The 17,948-nt window shown below is 45.5% G+C and carries 17 protein-coding genes; 5 read left to right on the top strand and 12 right to left on the bottom strand.

Features of this window, described 5'->3' with window-relative positions; all coding sequences use genetic code 11:
• Positions 1-34: 34 nt before the first annotated feature.
• Positions 35-271 carry a hypothetical protein gene (locus MHB63_05725; protein ID MEK3806077.1) on the bottom strand — a complete coding sequence of 79 codons (237 nt, stop codon included), beginning with the start codon at positions 269-271 and terminating at the stop codon, positions 35-37.
• A gap of 237 nt (positions 272-508) precedes the next feature.
• On the opposite strand from MHB63_05725, the gene MHB63_05720 reads away from it, so the two are divergent.
• Together MHB63_05720 and MHB63_05715 are read left to right on the top strand one after the other, a co-directional pair.
• Positions 509-1,219 carry a response regulator transcription factor gene (locus MHB63_05720; protein MEK3806076.1) on the top strand — a complete coding sequence of 237 codons (711 nt, stop codon included), beginning with the start codon at positions 509-511 and terminating at the stop codon, positions 1,217-1,219.
• Complete coding sequence (locus MHB63_05715) at positions 1,216-2,958, top strand: HAMP domain-containing sensor histidine kinase (GenBank protein MEK3806075.1); 1,743 nt, start codon at positions 1,216-1,218, stop codon at positions 2,956-2,958. The genes MHB63_05720 and MHB63_05715 overlap by 4 nt, the downstream gene beginning before the upstream one ends.
• 171 nt (positions 2,959-3,129) lie before the next feature.
• On the opposite strand, the gene MHB63_05710 is transcribed toward MHB63_05715, so the two are convergent.
• The 3 genes from MHB63_05710 to MHB63_05700 form a co-directional block, all read right to left on the bottom strand.
• Positions 3,130-3,795, bottom strand: a complete 666-nt coding sequence (locus MHB63_05710) for a DUF3885 domain-containing protein (protein ID MEK3806074.1) — start codon at positions 3,793-3,795, stop codon at positions 3,130-3,132.
• 143 nt (positions 3,796-3,938) lie between these two features.
• Entirely contained in the window at positions 3,939-4,916 is a 978-nt protein-coding gene (locus MHB63_05705) for an AAA family ATPase (protein ID MEK3806073.1), read from the bottom strand.
• On the bottom strand, positions 4,916-5,983 hold the full coding sequence (locus tag MHB63_05700; GenBank protein ID MEK3806072.1) for an RNA ligase: 1,068 nt from the start codon (positions 5,981-5,983) through the stop codon (positions 4,916-4,918). The genes MHB63_05705 and MHB63_05700 overlap by 1 nt, the downstream gene beginning before the upstream one ends.
• A gap of 129 nt (positions 5,984-6,112) precedes the next feature.
• Here MHB63_05700 and MHB63_05695 point away from each other — a divergent pair, with 129 nt between their 5' ends.
• Both MHB63_05695 and MHB63_05690 read left to right on the top strand, forming a co-directional pair.
• Complete coding sequence (locus tag MHB63_05695) at positions 6,113-6,814, top strand: hypothetical protein (protein MEK3806071.1); 702 nt, start codon at positions 6,113-6,115, stop codon at positions 6,812-6,814.
• A 40-nt stretch (positions 6,815-6,854) separates the two neighbouring features.
• Positions 6,855-7,238: a hypothetical protein gene (locus MHB63_05690; GenBank protein MEK3806070.1), complete on the top strand. Its 384-nt coding sequence runs from the start codon at positions 6,855-6,857 to the stop codon at positions 7,236-7,238.
• Positions 7,239-7,294: 56 nt separating this feature from the next.
• Here the strand turns inward: MHB63_05690 and MHB63_05685 are convergent, their stop codons facing one another.
• The 4 genes from MHB63_05685 to MHB63_05670 all read right to left on the bottom strand — a co-directional run bounded on the left by MHB63_05685 (position 7,295) and on the right by MHB63_05670 (position 13,133).
• Complete coding sequence (locus MHB63_05685; protein MEK3806069.1) at positions 7,295-9,037, bottom strand: ABC transporter ATP-binding protein; 1,743 nt, start codon at positions 9,035-9,037, stop codon at positions 7,295-7,297.
• 282 nt (positions 9,038-9,319) lie between these two features.
• Complete coding sequence (locus tag MHB63_05680; GenBank protein ID MEK3806068.1) at positions 9,320-9,955, bottom strand: DUF1266 domain-containing protein; 636 nt, start codon at positions 9,953-9,955, stop codon at positions 9,320-9,322.
• Between the two features lie 17 nt (positions 9,956-9,972).
• Entirely contained in the window at positions 9,973-11,430 is a 1,458-nt protein-coding gene (locus tag MHB63_05675) for a tetratricopeptide repeat protein (protein MEK3806067.1), read from the bottom strand.
• The gene (locus MHB63_05670) at positions 11,427-13,133 is read right to left on the bottom strand and encodes a molecular chaperone HscC (protein MEK3806066.1); all 1,707 of its coding nucleotides are present in this window, start codon (positions 13,131-13,133) and stop codon (positions 11,427-11,429) included. The genes MHB63_05675 and MHB63_05670 overlap by 4 nt, the downstream gene beginning before the upstream one ends.
• Before the next feature lie 208 nt (positions 13,134-13,341).
• On the opposite strand from MHB63_05670, the gene MHB63_05665 reads away from it, so the two are divergent.
• Positions 13,342-14,478: a DEAD/DEAH box helicase gene (locus MHB63_05665; protein MEK3806065.1), complete on the top strand. Its 1,137-nt coding sequence runs from the start codon at positions 13,342-13,344 to the stop codon at positions 14,476-14,478.
• A 438-nt stretch (positions 14,479-14,916) separates the two neighbouring features.
• On the opposite strand, the gene MHB63_05660 is transcribed toward MHB63_05665, so the two are convergent.
• The 4 genes from MHB63_05660 to MHB63_05645 all read right to left on the bottom strand — a co-directional run bounded on the left by MHB63_05660 (position 14,917) and on the right by MHB63_05645 (position 17,929).
• A complete protein-coding gene (locus tag MHB63_05660; GenBank protein ID MEK3806064.1) occupies positions 14,917-15,099 on the bottom strand; it encodes a YfhD family protein in 183 nt (60 codons plus the stop codon).
• A 339-nt stretch (positions 15,100-15,438) separates the two neighbouring features.
• Positions 15,439-15,567, bottom strand: coding sequence for a YfhE family protein (locus tag MHB63_05655; protein ID MEK3806063.1), 129 nt, complete (start codon positions 15,565-15,567; stop codon positions 15,439-15,441).
• 271 nt (positions 15,568-15,838) lie between these two features.
• Positions 15,839-16,396, bottom strand: coding sequence for a GNAT family N-acetyltransferase (locus tag MHB63_05650; protein ID MEK3806062.1), 558 nt, complete (start codon positions 16,394-16,396; stop codon positions 15,839-15,841).
• Positions 16,397-16,798: 402 nt separating this feature from the next.
• Positions 16,799-17,929, bottom strand: a complete 1,131-nt coding sequence (locus MHB63_05645) for an amidohydrolase (protein MEK3806061.1) — start codon at positions 17,927-17,929, stop codon at positions 16,799-16,801.
• Between the last annotated feature and the right edge of the window lie 19 nt (positions 17,930-17,948).

The raw sequence follows: 17,948 nt of genomic DNA, 5'->3' as shown, positions 1-17,948 counted from the left end.
GTGACGCCTATGCTTAAGCTGTCGCTTAGAAACCTCAACGGCTATAAGCAGGTGACAGCGGATCGTCGCTGCCTTCAATGAGGCCGACGGCCAGGCGGAACAAAACCTGCACGACAACCAGCGCCACCGATGGCACAACGATGATTGCGAGTGGCTTCCACCAGCTCATAAGGATGTGGGCACCGAACGGTCTGGTACTGTCTGCGGCCGGCTGGGCATTCTTCAAAGCTGCACCTTCGTTTTTCATTTCACCGCTTTTTTCTTTTGACATCGTATTTATCCTCCGATTTATTATTTTTAAATTCATACTCTAGAAACTCCCGCTTGTGATGGGTAACAAACCAATCTTCGGCTGCTGCATCCTTTTTGGAAGATTCTCTTTTACTCAGTATAAGCCGCCTTTATTTCCCTTGAAGAAACAGAAGTTTACTTTCTGATAAACTTTTCCGAGAGTTGTTAATATTCTGGTAATGTTTGTGTGCTACGATATTCACCGAGGTGGATAAAAGTGGAGAATACAGAAATTTTATTAGTGGATGATGAAAAATCAATCGTTAAATTAATGGAAACGGTTCTTAGAAAAGAAGGATTTAGCCATATACACAAAGCTTATACTGCAGAAGATGCGCTGGAGTGTGTTTCCCGGCACCCTATTGATATCGTGGTGCTTGATGTTACGCTTCCCGGACAGAGCGGTTTCAATATTTGCCCAAAAATCAGGGAAATCTCCAACGCTTATATTCTTTTTTTAACAGCACGCGTCTCCGACCTTGATGTGCTGACAGGGTTTGCGATCGGCGGGGATGATTATATTACCAAGCCCTTTAACCCGCTTGAAATTGCAGCGAGGATTAAGGCTAGGATCCGGCGGAACCAAGCTCATGCCCCTTCCTTAAAAGAGACTGGAAGGAAGCATGATTTCGGGCGCTTTATCCTGGATGAAGAAGCAGGGGAACTGATCGTCGAGGGCAAGGCCGTGCAGACGCCTGCCCAGGTATTTCTCCTGCTGCAGTATCTGTGCCAGCACCCGAATACCGTCATTTCTAAGACGAAGATGCTTGAAGCCGTATGGGGATTTGACAGCATTGTGGATGACAACACCGTTACAGTACATATTCGAAGGATCCGGGAAAGAATCGAGATAGACCCGAGCCAGCCTGAACTGCTCGTGACCGTGCGCGGGCTGGGCTACAAGCTGGTCAAGGAGAAAAAGGGTTGAGGTCGCTCAGGCGGAGACTGGCTCTTCACTTCTCCCTTCAGTTCATTTCCATCATGGTGTTTGTCGGGATTATTTCTTTGGTGCTTCTATTTGTGCTTCTGATGCATGTAAACAGAGAAGAAATGAAGCAAAACTTCCCTGAAGGCGCCCTTGAAAACATTGCGATTGAAACGCAGATCGAGGAAAATAAGGCAACCATCAGCGATGTGTGGAAACACCAGCTCGAAGAACGGAATCTCTGGGTGCAGGTTGTTGATATGGAAGGAGACGTCATCGGATCAGAAAATACACCTGAATTCCTGCCCGGCTCATACTCAGTCAGCGAGATTCTCCAGATTGAAAAAACGAACCAATATGAAGGCTTCTACGTCTACTCCCAAGTCGATACCACCTTTGAAAAGCCGTATTTTTATATGCTTGGATATGAAAATAATGAGCAGGAAAGCCTCCAGCACTTGTTTTCACTGTATTCAAGCAATGGCAGGATTTCTGGTGAAAACCTTAAGCAGCTGGAAAGGGAATTAGAGAAAATGGAAGGCTCGATCCAGGTGATAAACCAGGAAGGGAAAGTTGTCCAGTCAACCGGCTCTGAAAAGATGAAGGAAGACTACAAGCCGCTGGACGTGCTTGTCAGGACAACTTCACCAGGAAAATTCGAAACCCATACAGCCATTTTCATGGATCCGAAATCTGGTCTTACTTGGATTCTGCATACACCCAAGCAAGGTGCAGAGCCAGTGACCTTCTCCATTCTTACCGAAATTGTTAGGCTCATTATTATCCTCGGAGTGGTCCTGCTCACATTAACGTTAGGCATTTCCTTTTGGCAGGGATTCAGGTACAGCCAGCCCCTCCTTCTCTTCACCAGCTGGCTTGAAAGGATGGGATACGGGAATTACGGGGAAGTACTGACAGAAAAAGAGCGCAAAAAAGTCTTCAAGAAAAATGGGAAGGTGCGCCTGAAGTATAAGCTCTTTAAAGAAGTGATCGGGGCCTTCTACGAAATGGCCGAAAAGCTTTCTGCCGCAGACAAGGAAAGAGACCGGCTGGAAAAAACGCGTGAAGAGTGGATGACCGGCATATCCCACGACCTCAGGACACCCCTTTCAACAATCCAGGGCTATGCCCATTTGCTCGAAAGCGGACAGTACCGCTGGACCGAAGAAGAGCTTCTGGATATGGGAAGGATGATCAGGGAAAAAGGAGATTATATGACGGCCTTAATTGAGGATTTCTCCCTTGCCTTCCAGCTCGAAAACCAGTCGCTCCCCCATCAGCTGAAGCCTGCTGAACTGAATGAACTAGTAAGGGACATCCTTCTTAAATTTGCCAACGACCGCACCCTTGAAGATGTTCCCTTTCATTTTAAAAGCACAGATTCAAACCTTTACATCCATGCAGATCGGCGCTGGTTTGAGCGGATGCTCGATAACCTGATCTATAACGGCATCAAGCATAATCCAAAGGGAACGAGCATTACCGCTTCAGTCAGCAGACAGGGGGAGTCCGCCGTTGTCACCATCTCTGACGACGGTGCGGGAATGGGCGAAGAAACGGTCCAGCACCTCTTCGACCGCTACTTTCGCGGCACAAGCACAGATGAGCAGACAGAAGGCGCCGGCCTGGGAATGAGCATCGCCCGCGCCATCGCAGAGCTCCATGGCGGCAGCATTCATGTCTCTTCTGTAAAACATAGGGGCACTGTTTTCCGGCTTGAATTTCCTTTGGAAGGGGAGTAGGAGAAACACTTAAATGTTCGTCAAGGTCAGCCCTCTTTCATCATAAATCTCTTCATCTGCTTTCAATACAATACTCCGGTTCTCACCCAGATAATCGGGATTATTGTTCACAAAAACCACTAATGTTTATAAAAAACCTTGATTGGCAATGCCTTTCAAGGTTTTTATAAATTAGGTTGCAGAATTAATCCCCAACACCCCATCAATCTCATCCCGGTCATAATCCAGTATCCACTCTTTAAGCCCGTGATAGAGCGGGAGCAAATCTTCTTTTCTCGATGCAATGACGTCACAGCCCCGGTCATCGTAGAGATGATAAATCATTTTCCTGGTGGTATTTATGAAATAAATATTGATCCCCATTTTGGGGAAGCCCTTCAGGATGGTGGATGGGTGCCGGAAGTCTTCGTAGCTGATGGCAGACAGCAGCGCGCTGTACCGGATGTCGCTTTTTTTGCAGGGAAGAATAAAACGGTGTGTGACCATTTCTTCTTCTGAGAAGGCGTCGGGAAGCGTCGTATGCTTCAGGTTTTGCAGCAGCGCTTTGTTTTTGATGTATTTTTGGTACACGTTTGAGGGTCTTTTTTGCAGAAACCGGTCGTGCCTTCCGCAGTGAATGTCGGTTATTAAAAGCACGTCATCTCCAACTTGAAACACTTTATTGAATATGCCTGTGCTTCGTTCTTCGATTTGGCGAAGGTTGCGTTTGTCCTCATGTTTCATCCAGGGTATAGCAATTTCAAAGCGTATGCCGTATGGAGACGAATAGAAGAGGGGTGGCTCAAGTTTTAGGCTGTTAAAGTGTTCGTGCAAAAAATGAGATAGATCGTCTTTCATGGTTCCTCCTGGTTAGTACGGATGATGTATAAAAGTTGAAAACAGCAGGTCGCCCAGGTTGCCGGTACGGACATGCGGTTTTTGACCATTTGGAAGCACGAGATGGCTGGAAACCATCCCTGTGCTTAATACTTTGAGACTCTTTACTTGGCGCCCATATCTGCTTCATGAAGGATGAGCAGTTTAGTGAAGGCGTCTTCTCCGATCAGCTGCTCGACTTCCTTCAATTTCTTTTCCGTGGCCTTCATTGGAATCATGTGCATTTGGATGAGGTCACTTGTTACCTGTATGAAGGGTTTGTCGTAGCCAAGAGCCGCGAGCCAGTAGACAGCCAGCTGGGAGGACACGTATTCATGTCCGAGGAAGCTGGCGTATTTCGTCGGCTCACCCTTGTAGTTGATAAACGACTTGCAGAAACCTTTTCCCGCATCATGAAACAAGGCGGCCCAGAGCAATGGGAGCTTGTCTGTGCCCTGGTGATTCTCCAGAATGGTCTTCCACACGTGGTATGTGTGCCTGCTTATGGAAAAGCTGTGGTAGGAAGAATCATGCGGCACATTGTAGATGGAGTGAAAGTCAGGTATATAGGAAGCAAGCTGTGTAAAAAGCAGATCATGGTCCGTTTCGGATGTAATGAGGTTCTCCGCAGCTTGTCTGGTGTCTGCGATGCTCTTTTCGCCTGATATGATGATGACGTCATCCCACCCCTCATTTTTTAAAGGGATATGCATGGACTTGTACATTCGGTCAATGACCTGCTTTGAAACTTTGCGCTCGCGACCCGCGTTGCGTGTTGTTACGGTGTCATAATGTTCATTCACATAGTAGGCAAATTTCTTTTCGCATTTGATGACATGGCTGATCAGGTGTTTCCGGCGCTTGCGGTTTGTATTGGTGGCGTCATAAATAACATTTCCGCCATCTGCAAGGTGAAGGTTGATTCGTTTATGCATCTCTTCAAAAATGTCATCGTTGCGGCTTTGATCATGCACATTGCCAAGCAGTTCTTCTCTGAGCAGGTCGGAGGAGAAAACAGCTGCATCGATTTCTTTTGCGAGCTTTTCAGCATAGGTGGATTTGCCGCTTCCGGGTAAACCGATCATCATATGAAAGGATGGCATTACTCAATCTCCCCTTTATAGCTGAGGTAATTTTTGTAGATGTGTTCCTTAACGGTTTGCTCCGTCAATTTCCCGTCTGCCTGTTTGTATACTAAGTATTTCAGCTCGCGGGGGACATGCTGGTTCACGTAGATGGCAAAGGATTTCCTGTCGGATGAATTCCCGCTTGCACTTGAATAGTGATGGGCAATGTTTGTTGTCAATTCCATGAGCTGACGATCCAGTATAGCTTTAAAGCCCTCGATTTCTTTTCGGAATTCTTCAGGCATCTTCAAGATTAGTTCTTCTATTTTTCCAAGTGCCCAGTATTCTGTTTTTAATTTATCTGAAAGGCCGTACGCAATTTTGTGTATGTCCAGGTAGCTGTTTCCCTTGATTTTCAGCCTCATGCCGTTGGACCATCTGAGGACCCAGCCTTCACTGTTATGGTCCATGGTGTCTTTTAATTTGATGGCTTCTTCAACCGTCAGCTTGATTTGCTCTGTGACCTGCATTCCGAGAGCTGCTCCGAGTTCCTGCAGCTCGGCATAGCTGTAGTCATGGCCTGTGAACCTGTTGACGGCCCCAATGATAATTAAATCGGTCATGCCGCCATAATCGACAACCACCCTCGTAGCAGGATGGATAATTTCCACCAGCAGTGTCACTTCAGGCGGAACCTGGACATGGGAGTAGGTTTGATCCCAGATCATTTGAGCAGCCTTCGCCTGATCGGATTCAAAAGACCCCCGTGTAGACCAGTAGATTTGATCATTGATTCTGTAGCAAATGCCCAACGATCCGTCATGCTTGACCGTAAATTCCGGCGTTTCAGAAAAAGGGATGCCGGACTCTAATTCCGTCATCTCTCCATAGTTGAAAAATTTCGGAAACGGTCTTGCCAGCACTTCGCCTGTTAACTCATCAATGATCAGCCCTCTGCAATGAATGGTGACATCATTCCAGCGTTTTTCGTATGTAGCATGATCCGTATAGTTGAGGATCACGATATGCGGATGCTCCGGATGAAGTCTTCTATTGATAAACCTGCCTTCAACCTCGGGCATGTATTGTTCCTTTGTAAACACGCTCATCTCTCCTTTTCCTTATTTTACTATATATGAGAGTGAATCTGGTTTTCTTTTTAATAGAGGGAAAAGCAGGATAGGATGGATTAAAATAGAAACATAGGTTTTTAGTAGAAAGGAGATGACATAATGGCTGATGCCAAGTTGTTTACCGCCATCCACATACCGGGGATCCCATTTGTTCATGAGATCATCAGGCCGAATAAATTAAAGAAACATAACTACCAACTGGCAGAAAATAAGAAGATAACAGATTCGCTTTTTCATTATCTTTATAAAAAGGATGCGAGAGAACTTCACTGCTACTACTTGATAGCGGATCCTGATGATGCGATGGAGAGATATCTGTTTGTGGAAAATAATGAGTTATATCATGACTTTCTTTCGCGGTTCCGGGACGGGCAAAGACAGTATGAAGCCACCGAAATGGATGCCTATTTGGATGTGGACGATCCGAAAGGTGTTTTGAATCAGCTGAAACACGCTTACAGCAAACAGTTTTATGGTGAGGATGAGGCTGTTCCGTTGTGCCATATGTACGGCCAGCGGATGTGGCATCACAGTGCCTTCCTTGTTGCCAACGAGGCAGCGTTACTGGAATTGAAAGAAGCGATTGATACGGCACTGAAACATAAAGAATCAAGGCTTGGCTTATTTCCATCAGATGGAGAAGGGTATGACATGTATATTAAGTGCGTGGAAGATGACTTTGATTGGGAAAAGCTAGAACTACCATACCATGATCGGGAGTACTATATTCCTGATGAAGAGGCAGATTGTTCACCGCCTGAGGTCTTCAGGAGGTTCAAGTACCAGTTGAGGGACCGGTAGTGACAAGAACTTTATTCTTTCCAACTAAGGAGGTGCTTCCATGTTCATCCTTCACGACAGCAAAATCCTGTCCTATCAAGTTGATTTTGAAAACTCGTGCATAGAAATGAAGGCAATAGATGAATTCGGCAAGAAAGCAAAGCTGCTGTTTGACGATGTCTTTGCGCATTATTTTGAAGACCAGCTGCCAGGCAGCATCCTTTTTGACATTACTGAAGGGGATCTCAAAGATTTTGCAGGAGATCATAAGGAGCTGCTGCAAAAATCAAAAGATTATGGTTGGCCGATGGATTATAGAAATGTAGAGGAATTAAGCAATTATCTTGTGAAAAACAGGTTTATATACTACATAGTTGAATCTTCTTATGGATTGAACGGCTGGATTTTAGCCAGGAGGATGAGTACAGAAGATTGCTTTTCTTAAAAAAATTCTCTCCAAAACAAAACCCGGCTCTTTTAACAGAGCAGGGTCAGAAAGATTTATACAATTGGTTCAAACTGCTTTGAATAAAGAAGCGAATAAGCGCCTTGCCTTGAAAGCAGTTCATCATGTGTTCCTTCTTCCGCGATACCCTCTTCTGTTAAAACGATGATCCGGTGTGCGTTCCGAATGGTGGAGAGGCGGTGGGCGATGACGATGGTTGTTCGGCCTTTTGCGAGCAGTTCCAGTGAGTCCTTAATGATGCTTTCACTTTCGTTATCAAGCGCGCTCGTTGCCTCATCTAAAATCAGGACTGGCGGATTTTTAAGGAAGACGCGGGCGATGCTGAGCCGCTGCTTTTGTCCGCCCGAAAGTCTTACGCCCCGCTGGCCAATTTCTGATTGATAGCCGTTCGGCAGTTTCATGATAAAGTCGTGGGCATTGGCGCTCCTGGCTGCAGCGATAATTTCCTCATCACTTGCTTCGGGGTTTCCGTAGCGGATATTTTCCATCACTGTCCCGGCAAACAGGTAAACATCCTGCTGAACGATCCCGATGTTGTTCCTTAATGAGGCTAAATCAATTGTTCGCACATCAATCCCATCAAGCATGACTTCACCGGCGCTTACATCATAAAAGCGGGGGATGAGAGAGCAAAATGTTGTTTTGCCTGCTCCTGATGGGCCAACCAGGGCAACGTATTCCCCGGGGTTAATTTTCAAAGACAATTGATTAAGGACGTTGTCCAGATAATCTTCGTACCTGAATTCAACTTGCTTAAACTCAATCTCGCCACGCACGTGCCCCAGTGTAACCGCACCTGGTTTATTCTCAATGGAGGGCTTTAGCTTCATGATTTCCGTAAAGCGCTGGAAGCCTGTGATTCCTTCCTGGAATAACGTGCTCATTTGAGTCATTTTTTGAACCGGCTCGAGCATGTAGTTTATATAGAGCATAAACGTAATCAAATCGGCTAAATCCAAAGTCTTATTTACGATGCTTGAACTTCCGAAGATGATGACCGCGATCGTAATCAGCTGGATGAACGTTTGGGTGACATTGTAAAAGTTAGCTTCTGTCTTATAGAAGCTGATCCTGCTGTCTAAAAAACGGTTATTTTCACGGGTGAATTTCCCGATTTCTACCTGCTCGTTGGCAAAAGATTTCACAACCCGGATGCCGGCCAGACTATCCTCTACCTGGGCGTTCACATCTCCAATTCTTTCTTTGTTTCGGATCAGCGCCTTGTTTTCAAGTTTATTGAAATAGAAGATGATGAACCCAAGGACAGGCAAAAAGCAGAAAATCACAATCGTCAGCGGCGCGTTAATAAAGAACAAGATGAAAAAGGCTCCGATAAAGCGGACGAGATATTTTAAATAGTCTTCAGGTCCGTGGTGATACAGCTCAGACAGCCAAAGCAGGTCGTTTGTAATTCTGGCCATGAGCTGACCGGTCTTTTCCTTATCATAAAAGCTGAACGAAAGCTTCTGCATGTGTTCAAACAGCTCGGTGCGGAGGCTGCTTTCCATTCTGGCACCGAGTTCATGGCCTTTGTAATCCACGATATAGTTTCCGATATTTTGAATCGCGGTGACCAAGAGCATCAGACCGCCAACCCAATACACCTGTTGAATGGCAGTTGACAAGTCTCCCGCCAAAACTTCCTTGGTGATATACCGGACAAGCAGCGGGAATACCAAAGACAATGCAGATACAATCAAAGCACACGCCAAAATGGATAAAAATAACCTCAGATGCGGCTTATAATAAGAGAAAAACTTTTTGACTGGAAAATCCATGATTTACCCCTTTATGTGTTATTTAAATAAACACATATAAGGGAGTACACCGTGACAATTAAAGAAGTGCTGCCCCCTTATACGGTTGTACGGTTTTCTTCATGATTTTTCTCATTGAAAATTCCTCCTTATGGTTGATAAGAAAAGTATAATCTAAATCTTTTTATTGAGTACAGAAAATTCTTTAAATTCACATCAGAAACCTGATATCGTATTCAGCTGCTTCAGACAGGGAAGGTTATTTTTCTGAAATCTAAAAAAGAGCACATCAACAGGATGTGCTCAAGAAAAACTAGTATGAAAATCAATCTTCCTAAACGGACTGTGCTTCGATGCCATAAATTTAATCAGAGTGTTTTTATGATAAGATAAGTATTTTTCCTGATCGCTTATACTTTTCTGAAGATATTCTGCTCCGGCTGTGCAGGAGATAAGGTAATCACTCCAGTTTGTATACATGCTTTGTGCAAGTGTGACGGCTCTCAATTCGTAGGCTTGTGCTTCTTCCTTTGTAATGAAGCCGATTTTCTGGGCATGCATTGTAACCCATAGCACGCTGGAAATATCGAATGCTCCGAGACTGTGCTGATTTAGGCGATACATATACTTTTTCACTGCAGCGAGCTTAGCCTTGAGCCTTTCATCTTCGTTTGCGGAAAGTGGATCATGGGATTCGTCTTCTGTATGAAAAAGGAAGACGCCTTTAAAGCCGTTAAATTCCCATCTGTTTCCCTTGGTCAGTAACCACTCAAGTCTGAAGTGTGCGGTCTGACTGTCTGTTACTTCAATATGCTTCAGCTTTTTTTTGGCATGGCGCTTGCTGAATGGAACCTTCGTGAGAGAATAGTAAAAAGAAGGATATCCTATCATGCATAGGGGTGCCAGTGTCTTTATATAGTTCTTCTGTTTCCTATTCATAAAATGTTTCCTCCTTTCTATAAAACCGTTTTTCTGACGCGGTTCCATTCTCTCAGGATTGTGATGATGGAAGCGATCCATAAGACTGCCCAAAACAGCGGAGTTAAGGTGTCCTCAAAATAGAAGGAGAAATTAATATACTGAAAGATGGAAAAGATGGCGTATAGAACTTTAAGAATTGGATGATCAAACCATTCCTCTCCGCCAAGAGCGTTCAGTTGATAATGACTGACCATTAAAAAACTTAAAGCGAAAATCATTCTCCATTTTAAATGGCAGCCCAGAAATATAGCCAGCTTATTCTCAAACGTATCCGGCCTGATCTCTTTCTTAATTTCCTTCTTCGTAAGCGGCTTTCGCTTATAGCTGTTTCTGAGCAGAAAATCATTGATTTTAGCCAGGTAAACAATCGTCTCTGCATCCTTCCCCTGAATCCTCTCCAGGTGCATAAAGTGCTCACGGGCTTTTTGCCATTCTTCTGTTTCAAAATGGATTCTGCCTAAAAGGCTGAGAGCATCCGGGTGATCCGGATGGTCAGAAAGGATTTTCAGGCAGGCTTCTTCCTGTTTTCCTGTTTTAAATAGCAGCTGTGCAAGAAGCATTCGATTTTTGATGTTTTCAGGCTGAAGTGCACATGCTTTTTCAAAAGCAGCGGCAGCTTCTTCAAATCTTTCGCTCCGTTCATAAATCATTCCGGCAATTGTCTGCAGCTGCGGATCATCCTGAAAAATGGACAAGGCAGTATTCACATAGGTTTCTGCTTCTTCCAGCCGGTTTTCAAGGAGTTCGTCAAGGGCTCTTTCCCGGTTCATCAGATAGAGATCATATGGAATATCCTCGATATGTAAAAGTGGCTGATACGAAAGCGATGGATAGAGCCCTGTATTGTCTTTCAGGCGCCGCAGAAATGCTTCGGTTTCTTCCTCGCCGAGAATGTACGGGTTTTCCCTAAGCATGTCAGTCCACTGGAAGGTGTCTTCAAGCAGCTTCCAGATGTAGTCCGGGAGATAAGGATTCAGCTCGAGAAAGGTCAGGAGCCGTTCACTCAGATACTCTCTTTGTTCCATATCCCACAGTGCATCATCATTCAGAAGTTCAAGCCACTTCTCTTTGTTTATGCGCGAAGGAAAGTGGTCATAGAGCTGCTCGACTTTCTCCATGAACAAATCGATGGTTGAGCGGGAATCTGTTTCTGTCTCTTGCCATTCTGAAAATGGGAAATGAGACGGGAGGGGAGGGGCAGGTTCCTCCTCCATAGGTACATGTACGGTCTCTTCATACGCTCTTTCTTCAGCCGGACGTAAGTTTCGGTTTTTCCATGCTTTTTTGACCGTTTCAAAGGCCTCCCGCAGCCTCTGATAGCCTTCCGGGTCGTCTTCGGGGTGATGAATTTTGAGCTTTGCCGAGTAGGCTTTTTTAATAGCGGTCATGTCGTCAGTCGGTTCGATCCCTAGTATCTTCCACGCTGAATTCATCGCTGTCTGCTCCAGTTCTCCATCTCTTCTAGGATCTCTTTTAAGCGCACTGCGGCTGCGCGGATCTTCTGGTCATCCTGTGAGGCAAGGATGTGTTCGAACTGTTCAAGGGCTGCAGCTGCAGCTTCCCGTTCGCGTCCGAGTGTTTCCTCATATAACCGTTCGCCTCTTGCAAGAAGGAGCCTGTTTTCCGTGCGGTCTCTCGGATGAATTTTAAGACCCTTCAGCTCTTCCATTCTTTTTTCCATTTCCAGAGGGGTCATGCTCCCTGCATTTTTTTCAATCATCATGTTCTGTTTGCTGCCGGTGCTGATGGTTGTGACCTCAACCTCAAGCAGGCCGTTTATGTCGTATGTATAGCGCACATCGACAGCTTCTTTTCCAGCAGGCGATTTTGGAATGTGAACAGTCAGTTCCCCTATCTTCAAGTTGTTTTCAACGCGTCTGCTTTCTCCCTGATAGATGTCAATGACAATCCGGTCCTGATTGTCCTTGATGGTGTAGAGGCGTTCGACTCTGCTTACGGGAATCGGCGTGTTCCGCTCAATGATCGGCAGGAAATGGCCGGAGGTGTAGGAGTCTGCATCATGCTGTTTCACGACATCTGTTCCAAGCGAATAAGGGCACACATCGGTCAGGATGAGCTCGTCAACGGCTTCATTCCGCTCCTTCAGCGCCACCTGGACGGCGGTTCCAAGAGCTACTGCTTCATCAGGATGAATCGTCAGAAACGGAAGCTTGCCGAAAATCTTTGTGACAATGCTTTTAATCATAGGAAGTCTTGTGGCTCCGCCAATCAGGATCACAGCGTCAATCTCGTCTGTCTGCAGGTCGGCGTCGCGCAGTGCGCGTTCGATAGGATTCCGCAGTTTCAGCACGAGAGGCTGTGATATTTTTTCAAAAGTGACCCTGTCCACGCTGGTTGAATACTCCTGTCCGTTGTGATGAAGCACCATCCGGCCGCGCATATGATGGCTGCCAATTTCCCGTTTGCATGTTTCTGCCTGCTTGAACAGGACAGCTTGCGCCCGTGCATCCAGGTCATCTGCCGCAAGCTTGTGGTCGTTCAGAAAATAGTGCATGAGCAGGTTCGTAAAATCCTCGCCGCCGAGAAAATTGTCTCCTGCAATAGATTTAACCTCCATGACGCCTTCAAAAAGCTCAAGAATCGATACGTCAAAGGTTCCGCCGCCAAGGTCAAAAACGAGGAAGCGGGTGTCCTCATTCTGCTGGTGAAAGCCGTATGCAATAGCTGCAGCTGTCGGTTCGCTGATCAGACGGTCAACCGTAAGACCTGCAAGTTCGGCTGCACGCTTTGTCGCTTTTCGCTGCTGGTCATTAAAGTATGCTGGAACACTGATGACCGCATGTGTAATTTCTTCGTTCAAAAACGTTTCCGCATCTCTTTTTAAAGACTGAAGAACAAAGGAGGACAATTCCTCCGGAGATAAATGATAGGTTCCAAGATCATAAGTTTTAGCCGTGCCCATATAACGCTTAAAAGCGGAAGCTGTGAGGTGGGGATGTGAAATCTGGCGCTCTTTTGCAATTTCGCCGACGAGAATTTCGCCGTTATCATCAATGCTGACAATGGATGGAGTCAAATTGCTGCCGAGTACATTTGGAATAATTTTCGGCCCTTCTTCAGACCAAAACGCTGCAAGACTGTTGGATGTGCCCAGGTCGATGCCAATGACAGTCATTCTGTTCTCTCCTCTGTGAAAAGTTCTATTTATGGAGTCTATTATATAAGCTGGAAACGAAAAGTTAAAACAATAACTGGTAATCTTCAGGATATTCTTGCAGGCGTAAAAACAAGAGCTGTTTTTCCCTTTGCCGAAATGGTATATAATAAGAAAATGCGTCTTTCTTTATGAAAGACGGACTTCAGATACGAAAAGGTGAAAACACATGAACAGCACATGGTCACTGCTTGAAGAAGCAAAACCATTTTTACAGGAAGCCTGGGAAAAGGCTTCGTATACAACTCCAACCGCTATACAGGAAAAGGCGGTTCCTGCCATTCTGGACGGACGCGATGTGATTGCAGAATCGCCGACGGGAACGGGCAAAACGCTTGCCTATTTGCTGCCTGTCCTCCAGCGCATCAACCCTGAGAGCAAAAATATCCAAACACTGATCATGGCGTCTTCAAGAGAACTGGTTATGCAGATCCATGAGGAGATTCAAAAGTGGTCAGCAGGGAGCGGCATTCTCGGAGCAAGCTTCATCGGCGGAGCCAATGTGAAAAGACAGCTCGAGAAGCTGAAGAAGCGCCCGCAGATTATCGTTGGAACACCGGGCCGTGTTTACGAACTGATCAATCAGAAAAAAATCAAAATGCATGAGGTTAAGACAATCGTTCTTGATGAAGGCGATCAGCTGCTGCAGCCGGAGCATCTTTCAAACATTAAAAACATTATCAAAACAACGTTCAAAGACAGACAGCTTCTTCTTTTCTCGGCGACTCTTCCTGAAAAAACGGAAGCAGAAGCAAAACAGCTGATGCAAAATCCGGAGCTGATTAAAATCAGCCGCGGGGAAGCCGTTCAGTCGGATGTTGAACATATTTATTTCCCATCTGAACAGCGCGACAAGATTGATCTTCTTCAAAAGCTTTCAAGAATGGAAGGGACAAAAGCGATTGCTTTCGTAAAGGATATCGGCAATGCAGCGGTCCTTGCTGAAAAGCTGATGTATAAAGGCATTGAACTCGGCATTCTTCACGGCGACTCCTCAAAGCGCGATCGTGAACTAGCGATGAAGAGCTTCCGAACAGGGGAGATCTCCATGCTGCTTGCAACAGATGTTGCCGCACGGGGCCTTGATATTGAAGGAGTGACGCACGTCATTCACTATGACCTGCCGGAAACCTCTGAGCAGTATGTTCATCGCTCAGGACGAACAGGAAGAAATGGTGCCAGTGGAACGGTCGTATCTCTTGTGACAGAACGTGAAGAACGCGAATTGAAGCAGCTGTGCCGCAACCTCAAAATTGAGCTGCACAAAAAGCGTTTTTACCATGGAGCAGTTGTGGATTCAAAGTGAGTTAAGTGAAGGTCCTGCACTTAGTGCGGGGCTTTTTCAGCTGGTTTTACATTATACAGCTATAAAAAAGAAAAAGCCGCCGGGAAGGCAGCTTTGTACATATCATGGGGCCAATCTTGGATGTATCTTTAAAGTGTGTATATCTTGAAGAAACTATACATGTTTATCCACAGTGGGATAAAAGAGGCATGCCCGAAGATATCCACAGATAATTGAAGTATTTAAACTGGAAATTAAAGTGTTTACATAACTTATACACATTATCCACAGTTTTATCACAGTCTGCGTGATAATTCTGTGGATGGAGAGGGCGTTGTGAAATAGTGGGCGTGTTCCTGCTGGAATAGATTTGTACACATTATCAACAGGTGTGTGGATAACTTTATCCCCATTCAAAAGCCAGCGGCGGATGATCCGTCACTGGCTGTTTTTTTTCTGCTATAATGATTTTCCCTGACGCTGGTCGGCAGCTTTTGCTCTAGCCTGAGCTTCTTTGTCTGCACTGTCTGCGAGTTCAGCTGAATATTCCTCGTAAACACCGTCAGCTTCTTTTTTTAAGTTTTTCGGTACTTGAGGCAAGTTGCTCTTGTTTTTGGACTGCTGGCTGTTTGCTCTTCCCATGATAAAAGCCCCCCTAAAAAAAGTTGAACGAAACGTTCTTCTTTAGTGTGGATTATTTGTGAGGACTTATGCTGGTAGTTGCTGACTTTAGGGGTTAAGCTCACTTACGGTGAAGCGGTTATTAGTTTTTGTGCTGGTTAAGAGCACTTTACAAAGAGCGATCAAGAAAGTTTGTGCTGTTAACTCAGGTTAAGAACATTTTCCAAAGCCCAATCATCCATGTTTGTGCTGCAAACTCAACTTAAGCGCACTTTCCATAAAGCAATCAACAAAGAAAGTGCTGCAAACCAAGGTTCACAGCACTTTCTAAAAATATTCACCAAAGCTTATACTCCTGCCTCAGCGTCCGCTCTTACTGCCTATGTACCCGCCCGCGCGGTCTGCCATTTTAAATTCCCGTGAATAGGTTACTTCTTGAGCGCCGCTTAGAGAGTTGCGTGTTTTTTCGCGTTTTCTTTTGTCCGACATGCTTTTTCACCCTTTCGAATTTGTGTCACATCTATTTTCGTCATCCCATCAAAATCTCATACAAAAAAACCTGCTTTGTATGAGCAGGTTTTTTAGGCTTTTCTTAAAACTTCCGTACTATGAGGTTTGCGCACAGATGTCCAGCTCCAGCACCCAGCTCCAGCACCCAGCTCCTCTGTCAGAACAAAATCGCCTAAAAAGTCAAAACCGGACTTTTTAGGCGATTTCTTATCTGCCTATCGGAGCTAAACGGGCGCTTCCGCTTTTCTTATTAGGCCTCTTTAAGATGCTGTTCCTCTGTTTCTGCAGCGGTGCGCACCGTATAGAAGGTGTAAAGGTCTTTTGAAATTTCGTAAAGGTTGTAGATATCTTCACCCTGATTGATTTCATCAAGGAGCGGTTTTCTTGTTTCGTTCGCGTAGACAACGTACGGCAGCTTTTCGGCTGCTTTTGTTGAACGGACGTTTTTCTTGCGGATGCGAAGGAAAATCCGATCGATGCCAAGCTCAAAAAAGAGTTCATTGAAGAAGGCATCTTTTGCGGCCTGGTTATAGCCTTTTCCGTGGTAGGGTTTCCCGAGCCATGTGCCGAGAAATCCTGCGTTGTCCTGAATGTCAAACAGACTGATCGTTCCGATTGGAGAGCCCCATTCATCAAGAATGGTACGTGAAATTAATTCCCCGCGCTCTTCTGCTTCAATTGTCTGTTTGGTTAAAAAAAGATATTCATCAATTGATGCTGCTTTGTGGCGCACAAATGGGAAGACATCAGGGTGGATCATATGATCATATAGCGGCTGACTGTCATGAATATCACGTTTTTTAAGCATTTGCTGTCCCTCCAACCAGAGGGCAGACTTACAGACTTGTCGTGTGAAAGTCCCACCCTCGAAATTTTTTAAATTAGCCAAAAAATTTCGGGGTGGGAATCGAACCCACTAGGACCAGTTTACTGGTGGCGCACCATTTGCCTTCCCACGCAATTGCATCATTCGGTTTTTAGTAATTAATGTCCAGCTGCAGCTCTCGGTCTCCTCTGTCGGAACAAAATCTCGACTTTCTTATCTGACTGCCGGAGAAAAACGGGCTCTTCCGCTTTTCTAGTTTATTACTCTTTCCTCAAGTATCATACTCGATTTTTTTTCAAAATGGAACAATTTTTTTTGTTAATTTTATGTGAATTTGAGCACATTTTTTGAGACTGAGAAAGCGCTGTTTTTCAAGAGGGAAATTCAGGTTTTTTGATAGACTATTTTCCCATTTATCATTGTCAGCCCGGGCTTTGCGAGGTAGTGGAACGGGTGGTGGTTCCACAGGACGATGTCAGCGTCTTTTCCTGGTTCAAGGCTCCCGACTAGGTGGTCGATCATCAGGTTTTTGGCAGCGGTTATGGTGATCGATTCAAGAGCGAGTTTTTCGTCAAAACCTTCCCTTACGGCGATGGATGCGACCACGTTCAAATACTGGATCGGGGTGTAGGGGTGGTCCGTCGTGATGGAGACTTCGACCCCCCGGTCAGCGAGTGCCTGATACGTTTCCCAGCTTTTGTTTTTGAGTTCGATTTTTGATTTGCGGGTAAGGGTCGGGCCGACACTTACTTTGATGTTTTTTCCGATAAATTCATCTGCTATCAGATGGCCCTCTGTACAGTGTTCAATCCTGAAATCCAGGTCGAATTCTTCTGCAAATCTTATAGCAGACAGGATGTCATCTGCTCTGTGGGCATGAATGCGGACTGGAATTTCACGGTTCAGCACTTTTTTGATGGGGATGGATCTGAAGTCATCGCAGTCATTCATGCTGCATTTGGCTTTATAAAAAACTTCCCTGAGCATGCCCATGATACCCATTCTTGTAATGGAATCCTTATTGCCGTGGCTGTGAATCCGCTTCGGGTTTTCGCCCAAAGCAATTTTGAGAGCTGCGGTTTCTACTACGAGCATGTCTTTGATATTGACGCCGTGGGTTTTAATGACGGATGTTGTTCCGCCGATTACGTTCGCGCTGCCAGGCATGACGTGCACAGTTGTGATGCCGTACCGGACTGCATCTTTAAAGCCCTGATCAAGCGGGTGTACCCCGTCAAGGGCACGGATGTGGGGCGAGAGCACCTCGATGGTTTCGTTTGCATCATTGCCTGCCCAGCCTGTTCCTTCGTCGTAAAGGCCGAGGTGTGTATGAACATCGATAAAGCCGGGGAAAAGAAACTGCTCCCCGCACTCGATGATGGATGAATCAGGCGGGGCCGAGAGGTTCTTGCCGATTGCTTTGATTTTTCCTCCTGTTACGAGCAGATCTGATTGATAGAGCGTTTTTGACGTTATGGGATAAATGGTTGCGTTCTTAAATAAAAAACTGTCCATGGCAAACTCCTATTCTGAG

Source organism: Bacillus sp. FSL H8-0547 (assembly GCA_038002745.1).
GTDB lineage: Bacteria > Bacillota > Bacilli > Bacillales > Bacillaceae > Bacillus_P.
The sequence above is the reverse complement of the archived record's forward strand: the minus strand, read 5'-3'. Positions and strand labels throughout refer to the sequence as shown.